Genomic DNA, 23,067 nt, shown 5'->3' on the forward strand with positions numbered 1-23,067 from the left:
TTTTTATATAGTCAGCTAAAGTAACTTTTATAAGCTTTTAGCTGTTGCATTTTCATGCTTTCTATCATATTGACCGAATCAAGATTATGCTGCTGTTATATAAATTATAGTTAGTTTTACATTGAGCTTATAACTTTTTTATTTTTTCTCAAGAGGTGAAGATATAGCTATGATATGCAGGTGAGACTTGAGACAAGGATGGAAGTTATCATTATCACTGACATTCTTGTCGTCTACATATATTTTTTACTTTTGATTTATAAATTTGTTAGAAAATAATTATAAATTTCTTATTTATTATTGCTAGATTTGAAACAACAATACACTAGCATGACTGCTATCTAAAATAATGGGATGGAAGTACTACTAAATCTATTTAAATCAAATTTAAGAGCGAATTTTCCTAAGAAGAATATAAAAGTTATCAATAATCTTTCGGAATGTTTCAAACTTTAGGATTCAAGTTTGTTGGGTAATTGAAGAATATGCAACTCAAAAATTTAGTTACTGCCTGTATTGCAGGATTTATATTTGGTGTAGGTTCATGGTCTGCTATTATGGCTGGCGAGACTGGTGTTGTAACCTCACGTCACCTAAATATACGCACTGGCCCAGGTACAGAATATCGTTCAATTTTTATTCTCAGAGAGGGCGATCGCGTGGAAATTGTCGAGCAAAAAGGTGACTGGGCAAAAATCATTGGTGAACTGGGTGGAGAAGGTTGGGTGGAAACTGCCTACTTATCTATGCAAAATCCTGGGGAGAACTCTTCTGAATCTGATGATAATAATGTTATTCAAGGATTATGGTAATTCCAAGCAACTTTTATAAATTTCTTATTTCTTTGATCTAGTCTTAATCATTTAAAGGACAAAGTACTTTCTAATCTGAATGATTGATCCAGATTGGCTGACTGAAAAATTAATTTTGAGAATCTGCACATGAACAATTGCGCTGGTTTTATCGGCGATTTTCGTTAATGAGGACGGATTGTATGAGAATCCTGGTACAAAAGTGCCAACCTCAGATCATGACTTAACAATTCAAACTTGAGATTGGAGCTGTGGTGTGATGAACTCCAATGATTTTATGATGTCTGCAATTACAATTGTCACTCCCCTAGTTGCATTATTACTTGTAGATGCACAGCAGATGACTTCGCCCAGTCGTGAGGAAGTCTGTGCAGTTGTTACAGCTATGTCAAACGGACAGACTACAAATAGTTTTCTCAAAAAAATTGGTGTAGAGCGGCAGCAAGTCATCCATGATTTAGGACAACTCAAGATAAATAAGCCCTATAAAGAAAATATAAGCTGGCAATATGCTATTGAAAAGTCAAATGCAATTGCTGATACTCAATTGCACACTTCAATTATGGGTGCATTACATATGGCGTGTGAGTAAGGAAATCAGACTTTTTCCTGATAATATCACCCTTTATTTTTCTCATGCTCTGTGGGAAGGCAAGGAAAGAGGACATATACTGCTATGTTCATCCTCCTTGTCTTCCTTTTCCTATTGGTTTATTATTTATTATGGTTAACAAAGAAACGCAGGAAAATTTGAGCGATCGCCTGCCGGATTAGAGTATCAAAAATTATATTGTCTTACTTTTGCATCTAATCATCTGTAGTCGTTGATAAAGTGATGAATAGAAGCTCTATTGGCTTCGCATATATAACTTGTGTCTTAAAAGTGGGTTGCAAAACCTGCACCCAGGGTTTGATGAAAATTAACAATACAAGTTATACAATTTTGAGCTTATTCATTAGGGAAAGATGATGATAGCAAAAGAATTTCAACAATTAATCGAAAAACAGCAAAAACCCCCTCAATCGCTGCCCAAACCACTGCAAGCTCTGTGGTATGACTACAAAGGTAACTGGGACAAAGCTCATGAAATAGTCCAAAATGCTAATGATGCTGATAGTGCTTGGGTTCATGCCTATCTGCACAGAAAAGAAGGAGATTTGAGTAATGCCCGCTATTGGTAAAGACGCTGTGGCAAACCAGAATTTTACGCCGGGCTAGATCGAGAATGGGAGGAAATTGCTTCTAATTTGCTGATGAAGGTAGAAGAATTATGGATGCCAATGAATTAATTCGGCGTTATGCCGCAGGAGAAAGAGATTTCACCGCAGTCAATTTAGCTAATGCCAAGTTAATTGGAGCAAATTTAGTTGGCATCAATTTGTATGCAGCAGATTTGAGTGGTGCTAACCTAGCTAAAGCTAAACTATGGGGAGCAAATTTGAGTGGAGCTAACCTGGCGAAAGCAAATTTAACTAGAACTAACCTCAGTGGTGCAAAGTTAGTAGACGCGAATCTGCGCGGAGCAAGGTTACATTATACTAAGCTATTTGAAGCGAATTTAACAGGAGCTTGCTACGACGACAGCACCAAATTTTCTTGGGGATTTGATCCAATGAGCAAAAATATGCGAAAGATTTAAAAATCAGCTTGAAGAGTGAGTCATGGGGAGCTTTGATTAAGAAATAGCTGGAGATGCAACTACTTGGGAAATATAAGGTAATTTCCAATCAACTTGGTAATTGATCTGATCCAAAACTAGTTGAATAGAAGCCTTACTAGTTTCCCAAGTAGATTCAACTAAATACTCGGTGAAAGTTGCCAAAACTCCCAAGCTGCCAGGAGCGAGTTCCAGCAGAACTTCTAATAGTACTTCAATAATAATTGGCTTCCAGTAGATTCGCATTGTCTTGCTCTGAACAGCTTGTTAAATATAGATACAACTGCCAAAGAGTAAATTATGTATCTCAACTGGAAAATGACAGAAGGAATAAGAAAAATTTTTTATGAACTCTGCTGATGAGAATCTTGCACAAGAATTAGCCCGGAAATATTCAACCTGTGTTACCTAGTAATGGAAAATTCTCAAAACTCGCGGTTGTCGAAGCAAGATGCGATCGCACTACTTGATGCATGGTTATTTGTTGATGGTGTGATAGTGCAACCAACAAATGAAGGTACAGTTAACACAACTTATTTTGTGAAGACGCAGGCAGGCAATTTTGTCTTCAAGTTGTATAACGATTCCACAACCACTGCTCAAATTCAGTACGAACACTTGTTACTAACCCATCTGAAAAAATTGAATTTGTCGTTTGCTGTTCCGGCTCCAATCCCAACCGCATCGGGTGAAACACTGCTTGTGGTTAATCGAGATGACTGCTCGTTGCGAGTTGCTCTGCTGCCATTGATTTTAGGAAATAAGAGCGATCGCACCAATCTTACTCACACCTACGCTGTTGGTAAGGCGTTGGGAGAACTGCATCATGTCTTGGCTGGGTTTGATATAGAGGGGCAGATGGCTCAGTTACCTGCGTGGGGGGATCTATATCACATTCATCCATTAGTGCCAGATCCATTTGAAGTACCACGGTTACTTGAATTACCACTAACACAGCAACAACGAGTTATCAAAATTTTAACTGAAGTTCTGGAGGCTGCACCTAGCCTATACAAAATGCTTCCAGTTCAGACAACTCATGCAGATTTTCTGTCTCCCAATGTTTTGCTAGCAAACAACCGTGTAGTTGGGATTTTGGACTTCGAGTTTGCTACTTCAGACTTACGGTTAATAGACTATATTGCGGCAGTCGATCACTTTACGCGATCGCCTGGGCAGGAGGCACCTCGTTGGGAATTTATCAAAGCTTTTAGTACTGGCTATGCCGAATATATTTCTCTTTCACAATTGGAAGTAGAAGCACTAACATTAGTTTGGCGCTTGCAGCAGGCAAGTTGTATCGTTTATTGGACAGGGTGGTTACTTGAGAGAAAAGTGACTTACCAAAGTGTATTAGATGGAGTAGCGAGAATGCTGGTGCTAGAAAATTGGTTGGCAGAAAACACCGCTCAGTTAATGAGTGATTTAGCTGCGAGATTTAATTAAGAAGAATAGGAATAATGCATACAAAAGCTCCTTTACCTATTGCTCTTTTAGAAGGCAAGAAAACTCTGCCTATTATCGAAGCTTATTTTGAGTTTAATCACCTCAAACAACTTTATCGTCAGGGTTGGCTCAGACACGGTATAGAACCAAAGTATTGTGAGAGTGTTGCCGAACACTCATTTAGTGTTGCTTTGTTAGCTTTATTTTTAGCTGAGGAGTACTCATTGGAATTAGATAAAACAAAAGTAATTCGTATCGCTTTAATCCATGATTTGGGAGAAATCTATGCTGGTGATTTTACACCACATGATGGAATTGAATTAGCTCAAAAATATCAACTAGAAAAACAGTCGATATTGCAAGTATTAGGTAAACTTAACAAAGGATTAGAATGGATTGCTTTATGGGAAGAATACGAGCAGGGAGAGACTATTGAAGCACAATTTATTCGGCAAATTGACCGACTAGAGATGATTTTACAAGCAAGCGTCTACGAACATCAAGGATTAGCTAATTTATTTGAATTTTTTGCATCAGCTAATCAGAAATTTGCAGCACCGCAACTAAAAGCTATATTTCAAATGCTAGAAGAATTAAGAGATAAATAGAATCAGAACCCCAATTTTTAAGAATTTGTAGTAGCGCTGTCTGAACAGAAGTTGACTACCTATATTATGGACTTCTTGCAGCGATCGCAATCTCGGTTAATTACAACCACGGATGGACACCGATAAACACGGATAAAATCTGTGTCCATCTGTGTGCATCCGTGGTCGAATTATTTGAAAATAGAATGAGTGCAAGAGGTTTAATGCACTATTTTAGCCTAGACAGGCCAGTAGGGTGCGTTATAGCGAAGCGCAACGCACCATTTATCTCGATTTATTATTTTATATCTTGCATCTACGCTCTTGCTAGCCAAGAAATAAATTTCTTGGCTAAAAGCTAAAGTCTGATTAATCAGACTAGATAATATTTTCAGTCAGTTTTAACTGACAGTAGCTCTAAGCCAGGAACTTAAGTTCCTGGCGATTTAGGGGCGAGGTGCAAGTTGAGAGTCTAAAAGAAAATCAAGATTGGAATTAACATCATATTCAACAATTGGTTCTCCAAACTTGAATAAACGCATTGTTTTATTGCCAACTAATTTCATTGATGAACTTTCAACTTTTAACATAGTTCCTTCTTTTAAACCCACAACATAAATATCAGGATTGACAACTAAAAATTCTCTTATTCTCGCTTCCCTTGTTTCTCCGTTGTGATTGGGAATAACTGCATCCGTATAGTGAGGATTGATCTGAAAAGGAACTATATTTAATCCGTTAAAACTTATCGGCTCAATGATTGGCATATCGTTGGTGGTTTTGATTGTCGGACAAGCGATATTTGAGCCTGCACTCCAGCCAATATAAGGTATTCCATTATTTATTATTTCTTTGATTATTTCGATAACTTGGGTTTTGTGTAGCCAGTGAGCTAGGTGAAAAGTATTACCACCACCAATAACTATAGCTTCTGCTTGTTTAATTACTTGATAATCATTATCAGCTAGATGAATAGCTTCAATCTCATAACCTATATCTTTAAAGACTTTGCCAACTTTTTCGGTATATGCATCAAAAGTTAAAGTCACACCTGCAAAGGGTATAAACAAAACTTTTTTAACAGATGCTCCTAAAAATTTCTGAATTTCTTGGCGGGCATACAAAAGATAATCTTCACCAAGGTTAGTTGAGTTACTAAGCAATAATAATCTTTTGTGCATAAGACTTTATTACTGACACTATAACTTCTCTATGTGTAACTGTGGCCTTACCACCTGCATTTCTATCGAGGAATGCAGATTACAGTGGACATAAAAGTTTAAAAGATTTCCTCAATCATTACAAAATATCAAAATTGTGAATTGTGTAGTTAGTTTGGGAAACATAACATTAATCCTCCATCAAGAGAGAACGAGATATTAAATTACTGAAATCTAATAGTATTTGAAAAATGCATTTATCATTACCAAAAGTTTCTAATAAAATATTTCTTGTATTAGCTGTCATGTTTGCTTTCTTAGCTCCGAGCTGTACTGTTCCAGAATCTAACACAGCTACAAGCGAGCAAGAAAGTTTAGATAGTAAAGACAACAAGCAAAAACTCAAAATAGGAGTGTTACCAACTCAAAGTCAGGCAGAACAACAACGGATGATTAAACCGTTGGATGAATATCTAGAAAAAGAACTGAGACAACAGGTAGATTTCCAAATTGCCAAGGATTACAAAGAAGTAGTTGATTGGTTGGTAGAAGAGAAAATAGATATGGCTTATGTAGGAGCCGTGTCTTACTTTGAAGCACTGGAGCGGGGTGCAGAGGTTGAACCTTTAGTTGCTCCCATTGATAAATATACAGGAAGACCTTGGTATAGAGCTGCAATTATCGTCAACAAAAATAGTCCGATTCAGACGCTACAAGACTTGAAGGGTAAGCGAGTTGCATTTGTCAGTAAATCGTCTACATCTGGCTATCTCATGCCACTTGCAGCCTTGACAAAGCAAGGGATTAAACCTGAGCGTGACTTTGCCCAAGTTATCTTTCCTGGAACTCACGCCAAAACCGAAGCAATGCTCGAAGATGGGCTTGTCGATGCAGTTGCTACTAACATTCCTTCTTACATCAAACGGCAGAAAATTGGCAAGCTGACTCCCGAAAACTCCAGAATCCTTTGGGAGTCTGCTCCTGTTCCTCATTCACCCATGCTAGTTTCCAAAAAATTACCCCCAGAACTGATTAAAGAGTTAAAACGAGCATTCCTTAACACTCCCGCAGGCATGGAAGACATCGTCGGTACTCAAGCAGCTGGTTACACCTTGGTTGTGGCATCAGATTATGCACCGATTGAGCAACTGCGGGTACAACTTCATCTCAATTCTCAGGGGGCAAAATGAATATTTCTACTAAATTTATAGGTGCTTCTGCTTTTTTTGTCGGGCTGATTGCTGTTGTCTTGGGTGGGAGTACAATCTGGCGTAACCAAATGGAAACTTCTGCTCACAAGAAGTTGGAGCAAGCCAGCCGTACTATTGAATTAGCTTGGAAATTAGAGGCAGATGTAGCATATGAAGTCCAAGCACTGAAAGACTATGTGTTCCTCAAAAGTCAACACTCAGACATACAAAAGCATCAACAAAATTGGTTTGAAGATCTTGAGGAGTTGGAAAAACTATTGCCCCAGTCTCCTGAAATAGAGAACGTTCGTCGCCGTCATGAATTTCTTGTTCACTTGGGAACACAACTGACAAATTTGGCAACTGTCAAATCAGAAACATCTTTGGCAGATTCTCAACAAGATTTTCGCGCCATTAATGCTTTTGATAGAGATATTGACTTCTTTTTAGATGAGTTGATTGAAAATTCCCGCAAGCAAATGCACTTGGCTAAACAAGAATTACAACAAGTTCAGCAAATTTCACATTTTTTTTCCTATGGGATTGTATTTCTTATCCTGGCTATTTTTGTTAGTAAGTTTTTCTTCATCTTGCGTCCGGTAATCCAATCCTTGCACAAATTACAGGCGGGAGCTACAGCAATTGGTGCTGGTGATTTAGAATACCGTCTGAACATTCAAAGTGGTGATGAAATTGAGCAAGTTTCTAACGAATTTAACCGTATGGCAGACAAACTTGCTGAATCCTACAATGTCTTGGTTGAGCGCAGTCAGGAATTGAGTAAACTTAATGACAGCTTAGAAACCGAAATTACTGAACGAAAAGAGGCAGAGGCAGAACTCCAGCAAGCCTTACACGAACTCCAGAAAACTCAATCTCAACTGATTCAAACCGAGAAAATGTCTAGCCTTGGTCAACTTGTAGCAGGGGTAGCACATGAAATTAACAATCCCGTTAACTTTATTCACGGTAATATTGCTCACGTAAATGAATATACTAAGGGCTTGCTAGAAATATTATACCTTTACCAACAAGAGTACCCCAATCCAAAACAGAAAATTCAGCAGAAGGCTGAGGATATCGAGTTAGAGTTTCTTGTTGAAGATATGCCCAAAATACTCAGTTCTATGAAAATGGGAACTCAACGAATTAAGGATATTGTCCTGTCTTTACGCAACTTCTCCCGCCTAGATGAGGCAGAGATGAAAGCAGTCGATATTCACGAAGGTATAGACAGTACTCTACTGATTTTACAAAATCGTCTCAAAGCTAGATCAGAACATTCAGCGATTGAAATTATTAAGGAGTATGGCAACTTACCTTTAGTAGAGTGCTATCCAGGGCAATTGAATCAGGTGTTTATGAATATTATTAGTAATGCTATTGATGCTTTGGATAGTTACAATCAGAAGCGCTCCCAACAGGAGATTAGCAATAACCCTAGCAAAATTACAATTCGTACCGAGCTTGTGAATAATAACAGAGTGGTGGTGCTAATTGCTGACAATGGTTCAGGTATGACTCCAGAGGTAAAGCGCAAGCTGTTCGATCCATTTTTTACTACTAAACCTGTAGGTCAAGGAACAGGGTTAGGTTTATCAATTAGCTATAAAATTATTGTGGAAAAACACGCAGGCGTGCTGCGGTGTGAGTCAGAATTAGGGAAAGGAACAGAGTTCTGGATTGAAATTTCCTTATGTCAAAAAAATTATCGACAGTCGCTACATAACACCATCTCTCTTTAAAATTGTTACAGTGGCAGGCTAGGGAGATGGGAGAGATAAACAAACTGCTGAATTTATTTGAGTACGAAAAGCAAGCGAAGAAGTGTCTATCTCAGATGACTTGGGATTACTACTCAAGTGGTGCTTGGGATGAAATCACATTGCGAGATAACCGAGCTGCTTTTAACAGAATTAAACTGCGTCCGCGTATAATGGTAGATGTGAGCGATCGCCTTTTGGCAACCACAGTGTTGAATCAACCCCTACAAATACCACTGTTGATTGCTCCGATGGCATTTCAGTGCCTTGCCCATCGAGAGGGAGAATTAGCAACAGCAACTACTGCATCAAAGGCAGGTGTAGGCATGGTGTTGAGTACGCTGTCAACTCAAAGTATGGAAGATGTGGCAGATGCTTATCACCCGCTAAATCCTACAGCACCCTTGTGGTTTCAATTATATATTCATCGCGATCGCGAACTGACTCGTGCTTTGGTAGAGCGTGCTTATGCGGCAGGTTACAATGCTCTATGTGTAACTGTGGATGCACCTGTACTCGGACGTCGGGAACGAGATACACGCAACCAATTTACTTTACCACCAGGTTTGCAACTTGGTAACCTTACTAATCTATCGGAACTCAATATTCCTATTGAGCAGGGAGAATCTGGATTATTTACTTATTTTGCTCGGCAGTTAGATGCAGCGGTAACTTGGCGCGATTTGGAATGGTTGCAATCTTTATGCCCCCTGCCATTGGTAATTAAAGGAATTTTACGGGGTGATGATGCTGCCCGTGCTGTTGAGTGCGGTGCCAAGGCGATAATAGTTTCCAATCACGGTGGGCGTCAATTAGACGGAGCGATCGCTTCTTTGGATGCGTTGGCTGAAGTGGTAGCGGCTGTAGATGGACGTGCTGAAGTGCTTTTAGACGGTGGTATCCGTAGAGGTACTGATGTCATGAAAGCGATCGCATTGGGAGCGAAAGCTGTACTAATAGGTCGTCCAGTCTTGTGGGGATTAGCTTTGGCAGGAGAGGCGGGTGTAGCTGATGTTATTGAAATTTTACGCGATGAACTAGATGTGGCAATGGCATTAAGTGGTTGTGCAAAATTACAAGATATTGATACTAGTTTATTGACCATCAATAGTTAATAGTCAAAAGGCTATTAGCTATTAGCCATTGAATATTTTTGTTCATGAATCATTTAGGATTACTACATAACTAGATATTATTAATATCTTTACGCTTGCGCGAAAGCTCTTGTTCACTCTAGCTTCAAATTCTGTCTATATTCTCTTACTGTAAGAGACTATGAATCAACATGATTCCATTATTAATATTGATGCTCAATTTTCGTAATATTGAAGATAATTGTATTTAGTAGCTGAGTGACATGAGAGTTATTGTAGTCTTCTCTGGTTGGTTCACTTACTGATTTCCCTTAACATTTACCCATTATTGAACTCTTCGAGTCTAGCCCTTGGAGAGTTTTTTCTGCTTTTGACATAAACAAAATATATATCCCCCGATTCTCTAACAATAGGGGATATAAAAGAATAAAACCTCAGATTAAAAGATTGAGTAAATTTCAATTGAGTACAGTACAATCAACATAAATCTTTAGCTATGGAATGTAAACAGTTGGAATTTTATAATTTATTTTTACATTAAATTGAATATATTACAGTCATTAAGAATCACCTACCTATACAAACTTAGTAAATTCATATCTTGCAGCAGTCTCAACAGCCACCAAGCAAAGCCTCGAAACCCTCGTTACCAGGTTCAACCTGGTAACGAAAATAGAGCCGGTGGCTCTCTTCATCCAATGGTGCGGCTTGATGAGAGTCGAGACTTACTTATGATTTCGGAGGCAGAATTACTTTGTCAACGATGTGAATAACACCATTTTTAGCTAGAATGTCTGCCTGAGTTACTCTGGCATCGTTTACAGTGATTGCGTTATTAGTACTGTTTACTTTGACTTTGACAGGAGAACCCTCAACTGTTTTTACGTCTCCAGATGTAAATTGACTGGAGGTGACTTGCCCTGGTACAACATGGTAAGTAAGAAGCCTGACTAACTGTTGCTTATTTTCTGGTTTGAGAAGATTTTCTACAGTACCTTTTGGTAGAGCGTTAAAAGCAGCATCAGTAGGTGCAAATACAGTATAAGGGCCTTTTGCAGACAATTGCTCGGTTAAGCCAGCTGCTGCTACTGCTTTTGTTAAAGTCTTAAAAGATCCTTGGCTGGCTGGTGACTGTGCAAGTTCTGCAAAAGTTTGGTTTGCAGTTGTACCAGCAGGAGTTTCCTTTATGGGTGTAGTGTTAGCTGGAGAAGCTCCAGCGATGGGTGAGCTAATCGAAGGAGTAGTTGTATTATCTGCCGTCGGTTGACTGCAAGCAGATAAAGCAAAAAGACTACCCACACCAAAAATACTCAACAAAGTTTTTCGGAAATTACCTTTGCTTGTTTTCATAATTCTCTCAAAATCAAGCTAACTATCTTGTTTTACAAAAGTTAATGAGGCCAACAAAAAATCCCTCAATCTGACTGATACTTTTTTGAAGGTACAAGCCCCCAAGTTGATCTGTGGAGCTAATCCAAAATTCAAAATCAAATGACGACATAACTTTTCAAAGCTTATCAACTATTGGTAGCTGGTTTCTCTCGCTTTGGTGGAACTACTTCAAATTCAAAAGTAGCAACGTTGCGATCGCCAATATAAACCTCTATAGTATGTTTACCTAATGGATCACCAGAAGCGATCGTCCAAGAATTTTTAATCACACCATCTTTCGCGGAATCTTTGCGTTTTGTCTGTGCTGCGGTGCCATCTGCTGATAATGAAAAGTTTTCAGTGCTGGTTGTACCCCAGGTTTGGGGGGGTTCTGGTAATTGCAGTACTTCTCGCCATGTTACTTCGCCTTTGTAGTCTTTGAGGTGAAGACGCCAACCATATTTAACTCCTTCTTGGAGTGGTATTTTCTTTGTTGGGATCAATGTAACTTTTCCACTCTTTTCTTGCCTGAGAACCCCAAACTCAGCTTTGGTGACAGTAATCGGTTTTGTAGTGCTAGCAGGAGAGGATGGTGTGGTGTTGCTCGCCCATTTCTCAGGAATATCGACTGTTACACCAGCGATCGCTGGAGATATTAACCAGGAAAAAGCTAGGAAAAAGCCAGAAACCCAAATTCTTGATCGCATAGTTTTTCTAATATTAAAGTGATATTTATTGATGCATGATAAAACTCCTTTTTCAGATACACTTCTAACAGTTTTGTTGTATCAAAAAAATTTCTGATCAAACCGCCGATTATAATTGTATCTTTCCAGAAATCTTCCGGTTTTTTAGGTTAGTAATGTGAATAGAGTAAGTTTCCTTAAATGGATGCATGGTGTCCACTTATAAACTCCATCGCTATCAGTAAGATTAGTGATTGGGTACTAGGTACTGGGGATTGGGAAGAAGAGGAAACGCAGAAATATTTTCCCCACCTCTCCACCCTCCTCTTCAAGCATTCCTAGTCCCTAAGACAGTTATTTTTCTGACACAAAACTTTATAGCTCTATCAAAACAAATATTACAGTTCATATAATGGAACGGCATAATTTGTTAGAAAAAAGTGATGAAGAGCTACTTAATTAGCACTAAAGATTTATCCAAAGAAGATACGGAGGATATGTACTTGCTTCTTAGCACTCACTTTAGGGGTGTGAAGCGAAATATTTTTGATGCAGATTTAACAAATAAAAACTGGGTTATTCTTTTCAAAGATGAAAAAGTAGAAAAAATGCAAGGTTTTTCTACGCTTTTAATCTATGAAACTAAATTTGAGGGTGAAAGTCTCAGCGTTGTTTACTCCGGAGATACGATTATAGATCCTAGTGCCTGGTCAAGTTCAATACTGTCTCGTGCTTGGATCACCTCAGTCAACCAGCTTCGTTGTGACTATTGTCAAGGAAAACTCTACTGGCTGCTGATATCGAGTGGCTATCGTACCTATCGTTTTTTGCCGATTTTTTGGCAGGAATTTTACCCTAGATACGATACACCAACACCGGAATATACTTCACGCTTGCTAGAGTTTTTGGCGTGCGATCGCTTCGGTAGGTACTACGATCAACAAGCTGGAGTAGTTCGCTTTCCCCATCCGCAAATTCTGCGTGAGTCACTGCAAGGCATTCCCCCAGAAAGACTGCAAGATCCCCACATCCAGTTCTTCCAGATGCGTAACCCCAATCATCTTCAAGGAGATGAGTTGGTTTGTCTAACAGAAATTAGTGAACAGAACCTTACCCGTGCCGGTAGACGAATGTGGTTTGCAGCTTATTCAGCAACAGAAATATGTAAAGATAAACCCAGATTAGCTTCTATAGTTTCCTAATCATTATTTAACGGAACACTTTTTTGTAATTGAGAATTATATAATCAGCCGATTCCGCCCTAGTAAAACTATTAAAATGAACGTTAACTCGCAGCCTGTTAACTCGAATCGCCAAACCAAAAATTTTAATAATCCAGAGCGTTTTATCGAGGGATGGTACTGGGCTATTCCTTCCCACAAGCTGCGTGTGAACCAGGTAAAACCTCTGACTCTTTTAGGCAGAGAATTAGCTATTTACCGTGGCAAAGACGGCAAAGTAGTTACTTTTGATGCCTACTGTCCACATATGGGCGCTCACCTGGCTGAAGGCAAAGTCGAGGATAATGGACTCCGTTGCTTTTTCCACAACTGGAAATTTGATGCTGATGGCAGTTGTGTTGATGTCCCTTGTTTGGGAGAAACACTTCCCATCAAGCTAAAAACTTGGCCTACTGCCGAAAAGTATGGAATGATTTGGATTTGGACTGGCAAAACTCCACAACAACCCCTGCCCTTTGTTCCAGAATTGGCAGACGCAGAATGCGATACCGCCTTTAGTGCGCGTTTTGTTAAAAACTGTCACCCCAACGTCGTGATGATTAACGCTATTGATGCCCATCACTTCAATACAGTTCATAACTTCCCAGTAGATATAGTTTTTGAGAAACATGAGGTGAACGAAAACGCCGTTATTTTTAACAACACCACACGCGGAGGTGATAATTCTTTATTCTTAAAGCTAATTCGTCCTTTCTACAAAAATGCTGTTACCTATAGTATGTGCTATTGGTATGGCAGCACTGGTACGGTAACTGTAGGCCCCGATTTTTTGCATTTCCACATCATGTTTGCCCTGCGCCTTTTAGAAGGGGGAAAAACTGAAGGTCAAACTATACTAATTACCAAGAAGCGCCAGGGTATTCACGGTTGGTTGTTGAATCGAATTGTGCTTTGGCTAACTAATTTAGTAGGCAACTACTTCGCCAAGGGTGACACCAGAATTTTCCAAACAATTAAGTTTGACTTAAAAACCCCTATTAAGGCAGACTTATCCATTCTTCAGTTTATCCAACACGTTGAGAAACAGAAAGCCCTTGCTTGGGGAAACTGGCAGCTAGTAATGGCGAGATGGGGTGATGGGGAGACTTGGAGACAAGGAAAAGTAAGGGAGATGAATGATTGAGTAGGGAGCAGGGAACGGGGAAGAGGACACGGGGACAAGGAGACAAAGAGAGTGGGAGATGGGGAAGCTGGGGGAGCTGGGGGAGTTCTTGAGGCTGGGGAGAGCCAACCACTAACCACTAACCACTAACCAATGACTAATTGACTAATAACCAATGACTAATCATAAAATTGCCGGATTTGATTTACCCCATGCACATACACAAGACAAGTTGCATCGCGTGCTATCTTCAGCACTCGAAAGTAGATTAGGGAAGGTAATAAGAGTGGGAGCAGGGGAGCAGGGGAGCAGGGGAGCAACAAGGCAGAGTGGAAAGTTTTTCTCCTTGTCTGGTTGTCCCCTTGTCCCTTTGTCCTCTTATTGGGATGCTAAACATTTTGGTTTAAATAGAGTCAAAATTTTTAGAGAAGCCTGTGTAGAGGAACAGATAGAAATTCTACAGCTTTGTAATTTGGGACTGCTAGAAGAAGCTTACTTTATTGAACAAGCTGGTGTGGGATACATGGCAAAAATGGTAACGCTGGCAGAAACTACTGAGGAGCGAATGCTGTACGCTCTTTTCAGTGGTGATGAAGTTACCCATCTGGCGCAGATTAGTCAATTTATAGATACTTCAGAACTTGTAGGAACGGATGATCCATTCTTGCGCTTGCTTGGTGATTTAGTTGAAAACCCTGATAAATCAGTGCTGTTGTTTATACTGCAAGTTGTACTAGAAGGATGGGGTTTAAGCCATTACCGCAGTCTTGCCAAAGACTGTCACAGTTCAGATTTAAGTGCGGTGTTGTGGGGGTTTCTGCAAGACGAGAGTCGCCATCACAGTACGGGCGTGACTTTGTTTGATCGGGTAGCTGTGACTAAATCCAGCCAACAAACGATGATTGAAACGCTAGCATTATTTTTACAGATGGTGCAAGTGGGGCCTCAAAGTGTGGTTGCAGCAATTGAAAAAGTGAAAGGATATCTCTCCCCAGCACAGAAAGTCAAGATTTTTGAAGAATTAGATACAGAAATTCATAGTGGGACTCGTTTGCAACTTTTGCGATCGCTTATGCGTTCTCCAAATGCAGAAGTAATAGTCGAAGAACTAGAGGTGCGGGGAGCATTCCAGCCTTTTCCAGCAAATAAATGTGTATTTTCAGGAGTTAGCAGTTAGTTGTATTCGAGCGCCCTCTAAAGATAGTTGTTTCTGATAAATGAGAAATATTATCTTTAAGCTTCAAGATAATGTATGCTGATTGTATATAAACAACTGTAAAGTCAAGTACATATACATAATGACTATCAGCATCTCGTATCAAGCATTCTGGGAACTGTTTAGGGAAGTTGATGAGACTAGACAAAATTTTGACCCAGCAGATAAGTTTGATGTGATTTGGAAGTATCCTCAAGAACTTGGTGAAGGGTATCTTCGTGCAATTAAATTGCAACAGGGTTTGGAGTTAGAGATATCTAGCTATCAGTTACGAGATAACCTCATCATGCAACTACCAGATCGCCCCCATCCAGTACAATATAGCTTTTTGTTCTCAGGAAGTTGGAGCAGTGAAGAGACTAGTTTGATGCCTGGGCAATATAGCCTTTGTGGTAGTGGTACATATCCACAAGGAAGCTGTCAACAGTCAAATGAGCAAAGATTTTTGGAGATTAATGTACATATAAACCCAAATATATTTCGTGTATTAGCAGGGGATGAGTCAGGAGAAATATCACAAAAATTACACCACTTGATTAAAAAGCCCATTTATGAGTGCTATACCCGAACTGGCACAAAAACTCCAGCAATGCAAGCTGTACTGCACCAAATTTTAAATTGTCCATATCAAGGTGCTGTAAAAAGAATGTATTTTGAAGGGAAAGCTTTAGAGTTGATGGCGTTGCTATTAGAGCAAGAACTAGAATTACAAGACAGTAGCAAAGAAGATTTATCGTTAAAACCCGATAAAGTTGAGTGTATTCAGTACGCTAAGGAAATTTTACACAAAAATTTGAATAATCCCCCTTCTTTGATGGAATTAGCACGGCTAGTCGGTTTGAATGACTGTACGCTAAAACAGGGATTTAAGTTAGTCTTTGGCACAACAGTATTTGGCTATCTCTATGACTTACGGATGGAACAAGCGCGGCTGTTATTACAGGAAGACAGGATGAATGTCACTGAAGTTGCAAAAGCAATAGGATACACTAACAGCAAAAGTTTTGCTACTGCATTTAAACGAAAATTTGGGATCAGTCCTAGCGATTGTGGGCAATAGTAAAAAATTCCGTTTACGTGACAAAAAATTCCGTTTGAATAACCTTGTCTAGTTCCATAGCCAAAGAGATTTCTATAAGCTTTTTAATAAAGATTCTTAACTGTCAATAGTTTGTTGCTTCTCATAACTGCTAGTAGAGGTGCTATTTATTTCATCTGTGCAAAGAAGTTTTGTAGGTTACAGACTATTTTGTATAGGAATTTTTATCATTTTTGCCACTTTGGTACGTGGAGTTATGTCGCATCGACTGCAAAGACTGGTTTTGACGACGGGTATTGTTTGGGGGTTGATGATTCACACAGCAAGAGCACAAGAGGGACAAACGCCTACTCCCATACAAAACATTTCCCAATCTTCAGTTCCCAATGCTCAATTACAAATTCAGGTGACGGGAGTCAAGGTGAATCCCACTGACAAAGGTGTGGAGGTAATTTTACAAACTTCTCAAGGAGAACAGTTGCAAATCACAAATCGCAGTGCCGAAAATAACTTTATTGCAGATATTCCTAATGCTCAACTACGTTTACTCAGTGGTAATGCTTTCACATTCAGTTCCCAAAACCCAGTTGAGGGAATTACTGAGATAAAGGTTACAAACTTTGATGCCAATACTATCAGGGTGACAGTCACGGGTAAAACAGGGTTGCCAACAGTTGAGTTGTTTGACACTGATGAAGGTTTGATTTTAGGTTTTATACCTGCGGCAACTGCAATGCAAAACCCCACCCCACCTACGGCACCCCTCCCCTTACCAAGGGGAGGGGAAGGGGAGGGGTTAGAAGAGCCATCAGCGCAGCAGGATGAACCGATTGAATTGGTAGTAACGGGTGAGCAAGACACATACACCGTAATTGATGCTACAACTGCCACCAGAACTAATACACCGCTACGTGACATCCCCCAATCAATTCAGGTAGTTCCCGAACAGGTGTTGCAAGACCAGAAAGTTATCAGATTAGATGAAGCGGTTCGTAACGTGAGTGGAGTTGTCCCTGATGGAAGTTTTGCTAATACGAGAGACGGCTTTAACATTCGCGGTTTCTCTGGTTTTTTTAGAAACATTTTACAAGATGGTTTTGGTATTACAAATGTTGGTGGGTTCAACGAAACTGCCAATTTGGAGCGAGTAGAAGTCCTCAAGGGCCCAGCTTCAGTTTTGTACGGCAATCTCGAACCAGGAGGAGTGATTAATCTGGTTACTAAAAAACCTTTGTTTGAGCCGTTTTATTCAGCTGAGGTGGAAATAGGAAACTACTCGTTCTATCGAGGTGCATTAGATATATCAGATCCTTTAAATCCTGACAAAACTTTACGCTATCGACTGAATACGGTTTACCAAAACTCAGGTTCTTTCCGCGATTTTGATCAACGTATTCAGCGCACCTTTATTACACCTGTAGTTAGCTGGCAAATCGGCAAGCAAACAGATTTAACTCTGGGATTTAGTTACTTGAACGATGAACGACCTTTTGACCGTGGTTTGATAGCTATTGGTAATGGAGTTGCTGATATCCCCTATCACCGTCTTTTGGGTGAACCAGATGATGTTATTAGGCTAGAAGAAGTTAATGCTAACTATCAGTTAGAGCATCGTTTCAACGAAAATTGGAAACTCCGTAACGCATTTCGATTCCTGTCAACTGATACTTTTGACTACCGTGCCGAGCCAGTTATCCTGGATGAGGAAACGGGAGAATTACAAAGAAATTTCAGATCTAATGATGATATTGCCAAAAGATATGGGATGCAAACCGATTTAACTGGTAAGTTCAAAACTGGTTTTGTAGAACATACTCTTCTATTTGGCGTTGATTTGTCTAGAACTACTTTTGAAGGAACACAAAAACGATTACCAGCAGGTTTGACCCCAAGCATCAATATTTTTAACCCTGTTTACAACCAAATACCAAGACCCAATCTTTCAGAACTGACAAATGTAGTGCGTGATAACAACAATAGTACAAATTTGTTAGGTATCTTTTTGCAAGATCAGATGGCGCTGACGAACAATTTGAAATTGGTAGTTGGTGGACGGTTTGATATTGTAGACCAAGAGAGCAAAAATAATCTAAGTAATACTACATCCAACCAATACGATGAAGCTTTTACTCCCCGTGTTGGTATGGTATACCAACCAATTCAGGAAATCTCGCTCTACGCTAGCTACAGCCAATCATTTCAACCAAATTTTGCCACTAGATTTGATGGTTCTTTCCTAGAACCAGAGCGTGGTCAGCAGTACGAAGTGGGTATTCGAGGTGAATTCCTTAATAGCAAACTGGTAACTAATATAGCAGCCTATGAAATCACTAAGTCCAATGTTGCTACTACAGATCTAGCTAACCCAGGATTCAGTGTTGCTGTAGGGGAACAGAGAAGTAGGGGAATCGAGTTTGATGTTGCCGGAGAGATTCTTCCTGGATGGAATATTATCGCTTCCTATGCCTATACTGATGCCAAAGTTACCAAAAGTAATGCGGGACTTGAGGGCAATAGATTGAGTAACGTTCCTTACAATGCAGCTAGCCTTTGGACTACCTATGAAATTCAAACAGGAAATCTTCAAGGATTAGGGTTTGGAGTTGGGGTATTTTTTGTGGGAGAGCGCGAAGGCGATCTGGAAAATACATTCCAAGTACCTAGCTATGTCCGTACAGACGCATCTATTTTTTTCCGTACAGATAATTGGAGAGCTGCTCTTAATTTCAAAAACCTTTTCGATGTTCAGTACATCCGCACGACTGACAGCTTTAGGTCAGCCATTATTCCTGGTGAGCCTTTTACCGTCATTGGTACAGTAGCAGTAGAGTTTTAAAAGGATAGTCTGCGTGAAACTAGTCAGTTTTACTCTTGCTTGTGAAATTACTCCCTATTTTTCTCTCCCGAAAATGGCAAAAGAGAGATGAGCCGGAAATGTGCAAAAAACTCTATCACGTAGTTTTACTATCTTTGCTTGGCACCCTAATTGTTTTTATGGTTTCTGCCTGCAACAACCAAACTGCTGATACTGTAACTAAGTTTGATAGTTCCTTTTCTACGGCAAACTGTCGTGTTATCAAATATGCAATGGGGAAAACTTGCGTTTCCATTAACCCGCAACGTACTGTTGTACTTGGCAGTTTGGATTATGCCCTGAGTCTGGGAGTAAAGCCCATTGGTAGCGATGGAATAGATAACAAAGCTTATCTAAAGGACAAAATTGCAGGGATCGAGAATATTGGGGCAATTAATGCACCGAGTCTAGAAAAAATTTTGGCATTAAAGCCGGATCTCATTTTAGGTGGAGACTTTCTTGATGGTAGCTACAGTGTTCTGTCAAGTATTGCGCCAACAATTTTGATTCCATTTAAACATAGTGGTGATTGGAAACAATTCTTCAGACGCTATGCACAAGTGTTGGGAAAAACAGCAGAATCAGAGCAAGTCATGAACGATTACTATGCGCGACTGGAGGAATTCAAGCAACAAATAGGCAATCAGGCAAACCAACTCAAAGTCTCAATTGTTCGAGTCTATCCAAACCAGGTAAGTCTCTATCTCAAAGATTCTTTTTGTGGCACTATCGTCGCCGATGCGGGGTTATCTCGTGCCTCCTCCCAGAATCTCAACGCAGAGGAAGCTAAAACTTTATTTGGAACTGAAATTCAGTACACAATTAGCCGAGAAAAATTACAAAGTGCTGATGGAGATGTGATTTTCCTCTGGTCTTACGGCCATCAGAATGCGATCGCTCAACAGTCACAAGCGCAAAAGGAAAAACTCAAAGCCGATCCGCTTTGGTCTACCCTCAAAGCAGTGCAACAAAATCAAGTTTACGAAGTGCCAGAATACTGGTTTGGTGATGGCCCGATCGCAGCGAATGCCGTTATTGATGATTTATTTAAGTATCTAGTGAAGTAATCATGAATATCTCTATCAACAAGACTCGCAACAATTGCCATTTCTGTTCCGAGATATCCCAAGCAAATGGTGAAAATCCCATCGGTTCAGCCATAGTTGTAGAACAATACTTAATTATTGAAGCTGCACAACCCTGGCCAATTAACATTTGGATTGAGCCTAACCCCATGCCGCAGGGTGTATTAGAAGCATTGAATTTTGTTTGGCAGTGTGGTGGAAAAATTCGACAACTAGCGATCGCACCAGACAAAGAATACTCTCATCCAGATTACACTCGTGTATTATACTATCGCCGACCAGCCAAATTTTTTGCCCAATTTGAGAAGCACGAGTTTATCGTACCTCATGCTTTAGTTGGCTCTTTGGCATTAGCTTTACTCAAACAACCAGAAGAACTACCAAATTTTATACAGTATCGCCAACAAACAAACCACATTCGAGAGTTACTCGTTTGCACCCATGGCAATGTTGATGCGGCTTGTAGCAGATTTGGTTATCCAATTTATCAAAAATTGCGTTCTGAATACGCTGCTGCAAACAGTAACCTGCGTGTTTGGCGATGCAGTCATTTTGGTGGACACCAGTTTGCCCCTACCTTAGTTGATTTACCCCAAGGACAATACTGGGGACATTTGCAGCCAGAAATTTTAGATTTATTAGTACGACGTAATGGTTCCGTGAGAGAACTTTACCCATACTACCGGGGATGGGGTGGTTTATCTAAATTTGAACAAATTGCCGAACGAGAGATTTGGATGCAAGAAGGCTGGAGGTGGCTCGAATATCATAAAGCAGGTCAAGTTTTAGCAAGTGATGAAATTAACAAAGAATGGGCTGATGTTCGCATTGATTTCACTACGGTGGATGGAAGTATCAGCAGTGCTTATGAAGCGAGGGTAGAGGTCAAAGGCTCTGTAATCACAGCCTGGAACTCAGCACAACAGCCATCTTTAGAGGAAGTCAAGCAGTATCGCGTCAGTAGTCTAGTGAAATTGGCATGATGAAAATTGGACTACAGCAATACTGGAAATTACTCGTAGATTATCTCAAACCTCAAAAGGGAAGGGTTTTCAAGTTTGCGATCGCCCTCCTGGTTAGCATCGGATTACAATTAGTCAACCCCCAAATTCTGCGCTATTTCATTGACACAGCCGTAGCTGGTGGTTCTGGACAAAACTTACTCCTCGCCGCCTTATTATTTATAGGTGTAGCTTTAATCACTCAAGTCATCACAATTGCTGCCACATACTACGGCGAAAACGTTGCTTGGAGAGCCACTAACGCCTTGCGTGCTGATTTAGTTGAGCATTGTTTGAGACTAGATTTATCCTTTCATAAACTCTCTACACCCGGTGAGTTACTAGAACGAGTAGACGGAGACGTTCACACTCTTTCCCAATTTTTCTCGAAATTTACCATTCAAATCTTGGGCAATTTGCTGTTGATATTGGGTATAGTCATCGTCCTGTTTGCAGAAGATTGGCGAGCAGGTTTAGCGATCGCATTGTTTGCCTTGACAGGGCTATTTATCTTAATTCGCCTGCGTTCGATAGCTGTTCCTTATTGGCGAACTTATCGCCAAATCAGTGCCGAGTTTTTTGGTTTCATCGGTGAACAACTCGCGGGGATGGAGGATATTCGAGCCAATGGGGCTAGAAGTTATGTCATGCAACGCTTCCACAAAATTTTGCAAGGCTGGTTGCCTAATTATCAACAAGCACGCTTCGCCGATACAACTCTGTGGACAACAACTGTAGGTATCTTTGCTTTAGGTCAGGCGATCGCTTTGGGTGTAGGTTCTTACCTTTGGACTCAAAAGATTATTACTATCGGTTCAGTATATCTACTGTATTATTACACCACTCTTTTGAGCGAACCAATTCAGCAAATTCGCGACCAAATCGAAGACCTGCAACAAGCAGAAGCCAGTATTTACCGCATTCAAGATTTATTTCAAGTTAAATCTCAACTCGGTGCAGGAGGTGAAAAGCAACTTCCTGGTGGCGCACTTTCCGTAACTTTTGAGAACGTCTCCTTTAGCTACAATGAGCGGGAATCGGGAACTGAGGATTTAGTACTGCAAGATATATCCTTTAATTTACCTGCTGGGCATCTATTGGGTTTACTGGGGCGTACAGGTAGCGGTAAATCTTCCCTAGCGCGGTTATTACTGAGGCTATATGACCCTCAATCAGGCGTAATTCGGTTGGGAGGTGTACTTATTGACCAAACTCCCTTAATAGATTTACCTCAAAAAGTGGGATTAGTCACTCAGGATGTACAACTATTTCAAACTACAGTTCGGAATAATCTCACCTTTTTTAACCAGAACATTAGCGACGAACGCATCTATGAAACCTTAGAAATATTGGGATTATCAACATGGTTGCACTCATTACCCCAAGGCTTAGATACAAACTTGGGGCCAGATAGCAGCGGTTTATCTGCGGGACAAGCACAGTTACTAGCATTTACGCGAGTGTTTCTCAAAGATCCCGGTTTAGTGATTCTAGATGAAGCCTCTTCTCGCCTCGATCCCATTACAGAGAAACTCATTGAAAAAGCTGTAGACAATTTATTAACTGGACGTACAGGCATTATTATTGCCCATCGTTTAGCAACTGTAGAAAGAGCCAATCAAATCTTAATTTTGGAACAAGGTCAAATTATTGAATACGGTAAACGAGAAGAATTAATAAAAAATCCTCACTCACGTTTTGCTCAATTATTACAAACTGGTCTAACCAATTTATTAACCTAAGAAGTTATTTCAAAAATGAT

General features: G+C 40.0%; 20 protein-coding genes and 1 pseudogene. 17 read left to right on the plus strand and 4 right to left on the minus strand.

Features of this window, described 5'->3' with window-relative positions; translation table 11 throughout:
- The first annotated feature begins 485 nt into the window (after positions 1–485).
- The 4 genes and pseudogenes from QUB80_RS16365 to QUB80_RS16380 all read left to right on the plus strand — a co-directional run bounded on the left by QUB80_RS16365 (position 486) and on the right by QUB80_RS16380 (position 2,452).
- Positions 486–812 carry an SH3 domain-containing protein gene (locus tag QUB80_RS16365; protein WP_289790570.1) on the plus strand — a complete coding sequence of 109 codons (327 nt, stop codon included), beginning with the start codon at positions 486–488 and terminating at the stop codon, positions 810–812.
- Between the two features lie 259 nt (positions 813–1,071).
- Entirely contained in the window at positions 1,072–1,404 is a 333-nt protein-coding gene (locus tag QUB80_RS16370; RefSeq protein WP_289790571.1) for a hypothetical protein, read from the plus strand.
- A 377-nt stretch (positions 1,405–1,781) separates the two neighbouring features.
- A pseudogene (locus QUB80_RS16375) lies at positions 1,782–2,102 on the plus strand (hypothetical protein).
- Entirely contained in the window at positions 2,084–2,452 is a 369-nt protein-coding gene (locus QUB80_RS16380; RefSeq protein ID WP_289790572.1) for a pentapeptide repeat-containing protein, read from the plus strand. The pseudogene QUB80_RS16375 and the gene QUB80_RS16380 overlap by 19 nt, the downstream one beginning before the upstream one ends.
- 36 nt (positions 2,453–2,488) lie before the next feature.
- On the opposite strand, the gene QUB80_RS16385 is transcribed toward QUB80_RS16380, so the two are convergent.
- On the minus strand, positions 2,489–2,716 hold the full coding sequence (locus tag QUB80_RS16385; RefSeq protein WP_289790573.1) for a hypothetical protein: 228 nt from the start codon (positions 2,714–2,716) through the stop codon (positions 2,489–2,491).
- A gap of 168 nt (positions 2,717–2,884) precedes the next feature.
- Here QUB80_RS16385 and QUB80_RS16390 point away from each other — a divergent pair, with 168 nt between their 5' ends.
- Positions 2,885–3,916 (plus strand): phosphotransferase, encoded by a 1,032-nt coding sequence (locus QUB80_RS16390; RefSeq protein ID WP_289790574.1) that lies wholly within the window; start codon positions 2,885–2,887, stop codon positions 3,914–3,916.
- A 14-nt stretch (positions 3,917–3,930) separates the two neighbouring features.
- Positions 3,931–4,524 (plus strand): HD domain-containing protein, encoded by a 594-nt coding sequence (locus tag QUB80_RS16395; RefSeq protein ID WP_289790575.1) that lies wholly within the window; start codon positions 3,931–3,933, stop codon positions 4,522–4,524.
- Positions 4,525–4,949: 425 nt separating this feature from the next.
- Here QUB80_RS16395 and pepE read toward each other — a convergent pair whose 3' ends face one another.
- Positions 4,950–5,684, minus strand: coding sequence for a dipeptidase PepE (gene pepE, locus QUB80_RS16400; RefSeq protein WP_289790576.1), 735 nt, complete (start codon positions 5,682–5,684; stop codon positions 4,950–4,952).
- A gap of 230 nt (positions 5,685–5,914) precedes the next feature.
- On the opposite strand from pepE, the gene phnD reads away from it, so the two are divergent.
- The 3 genes from phnD to QUB80_RS16415 are packed head-to-tail and all read left to right on the plus strand — an operon-like array spanning position 5,915 to position 9,731.
- Complete coding sequence (phnD, locus tag QUB80_RS16405; protein ID WP_289790577.1) at positions 5,915–6,853, plus strand: phosphate/phosphite/phosphonate ABC transporter substrate-binding protein; 939 nt, start codon at positions 5,915–5,917, stop codon at positions 6,851–6,853.
- Complete coding sequence (locus tag QUB80_RS16410) at positions 6,850–8,598, plus strand: sensor histidine kinase (protein ID WP_289790578.1); 1,749 nt, start codon at positions 6,850–6,852, stop codon at positions 8,596–8,598. Before phnD ends, QUB80_RS16410 begins: the two co-directional genes overlap by 4 nt.
- A gap of 26 nt (positions 8,599–8,624) precedes the next feature.
- Positions 8,625–9,731, plus strand: a complete 1,107-nt coding sequence (locus tag QUB80_RS16415; protein ID WP_289790579.1) for a glycolate oxidase — start codon at positions 8,625–8,627, stop codon at positions 9,729–9,731.
- A 708-nt stretch (positions 9,732–10,439) separates the two neighbouring features.
- Here QUB80_RS16415 and QUB80_RS16420 read toward each other — a convergent pair.
- Positions 10,440–11,060 carry a fasciclin domain-containing protein gene (locus QUB80_RS16420; protein WP_289790580.1) on the minus strand — a complete coding sequence of 207 codons (621 nt, stop codon included), beginning with the start codon at positions 11,058–11,060 and terminating at the stop codon, positions 10,440–10,442.
- 167 nt (positions 11,061–11,227) lie between these two features.
- On the minus strand, positions 11,228–11,788 hold the full coding sequence (locus tag QUB80_RS16425; RefSeq protein WP_289790581.1) for a PM0630 family protein: 561 nt from the start codon (positions 11,786–11,788) through the stop codon (positions 11,228–11,230).
- A 422-nt stretch (positions 11,789–12,210) separates the two neighbouring features.
- On the opposite strand from QUB80_RS16425, the gene QUB80_RS16430 reads away from it, so the two are divergent.
- The 8 genes from QUB80_RS16430 (at position 12,211) to QUB80_RS16465 (ending at position 23,047) form a co-directional block, all read left to right on the plus strand.
- A complete protein-coding gene (locus QUB80_RS16430; RefSeq protein WP_289790582.1) occupies positions 12,211–12,969 on the plus strand; it encodes a hypothetical protein in 759 nt (252 codons plus the stop codon).
- 76 nt (positions 12,970–13,045) lie between these two features.
- Positions 13,046–14,131: an aromatic ring-hydroxylating dioxygenase subunit alpha gene (locus QUB80_RS16435; protein ID WP_289790583.1), complete on the plus strand. Its 1,086-nt coding sequence runs from the start codon at positions 13,046–13,048 to the stop codon at positions 14,129–14,131.
- Positions 14,132–14,285: 154 nt separating this feature from the next.
- The gene (locus tag QUB80_RS16440) at positions 14,286–15,287 is read left to right on the plus strand and encodes a ferritin-like domain-containing protein (RefSeq protein ID WP_289790584.1); all 1,002 of its coding nucleotides are present in this window, start codon (positions 14,286–14,288) and stop codon (positions 15,285–15,287) included.
- A gap of 121 nt (positions 15,288–15,408) precedes the next feature.
- Positions 15,409–16,386: a helix-turn-helix transcriptional regulator gene (locus QUB80_RS16445; protein WP_289790585.1), complete on the plus strand. Its 978-nt coding sequence runs from the start codon at positions 15,409–15,411 to the stop codon at positions 16,384–16,386.
- A 235-nt stretch (positions 16,387–16,621) separates the two neighbouring features.
- Complete coding sequence (locus tag QUB80_RS16450; RefSeq protein WP_289790586.1) at positions 16,622–19,201, plus strand: TonB-dependent receptor; 2,580 nt, start codon at positions 16,622–16,624, stop codon at positions 19,199–19,201.
- Positions 19,202–19,242: 41 nt separating this feature from the next.
- Complete coding sequence (locus QUB80_RS16455; RefSeq protein WP_289790587.1) at positions 19,243–20,286, plus strand: iron-siderophore ABC transporter substrate-binding protein; 1,044 nt, start codon at positions 19,243–19,245, stop codon at positions 20,284–20,286.
- 8 nt (positions 20,287–20,294) lie between these two features.
- Positions 20,295–21,287 carry a ferredoxin family protein gene (locus tag QUB80_RS16460; protein ID WP_502875301.1) on the plus strand — a complete coding sequence of 331 codons (993 nt, stop codon included), beginning with the start codon at positions 20,295–20,297 and terminating at the stop codon, positions 21,285–21,287.
- Positions 21,287–23,047, plus strand: coding sequence for an ABC transporter ATP-binding protein (locus tag QUB80_RS16465; RefSeq protein ID WP_336622326.1), 1,761 nt, complete (start codon positions 21,287–21,289; stop codon positions 23,045–23,047). The genes QUB80_RS16460 and QUB80_RS16465 overlap by 1 nt, the downstream gene beginning before the upstream one ends.
- Positions 23,048–23,067 lie beyond the last annotated feature (20 nt).

It is taken from the genome of Chlorogloeopsis sp. ULAP01, assembly GCF_030381805.1.
Taxonomy (GTDB): Bacteria; Cyanobacteriota; Cyanobacteriia; order Cyanobacteriales; family Nostocaceae; genus Chlorogloeopsis.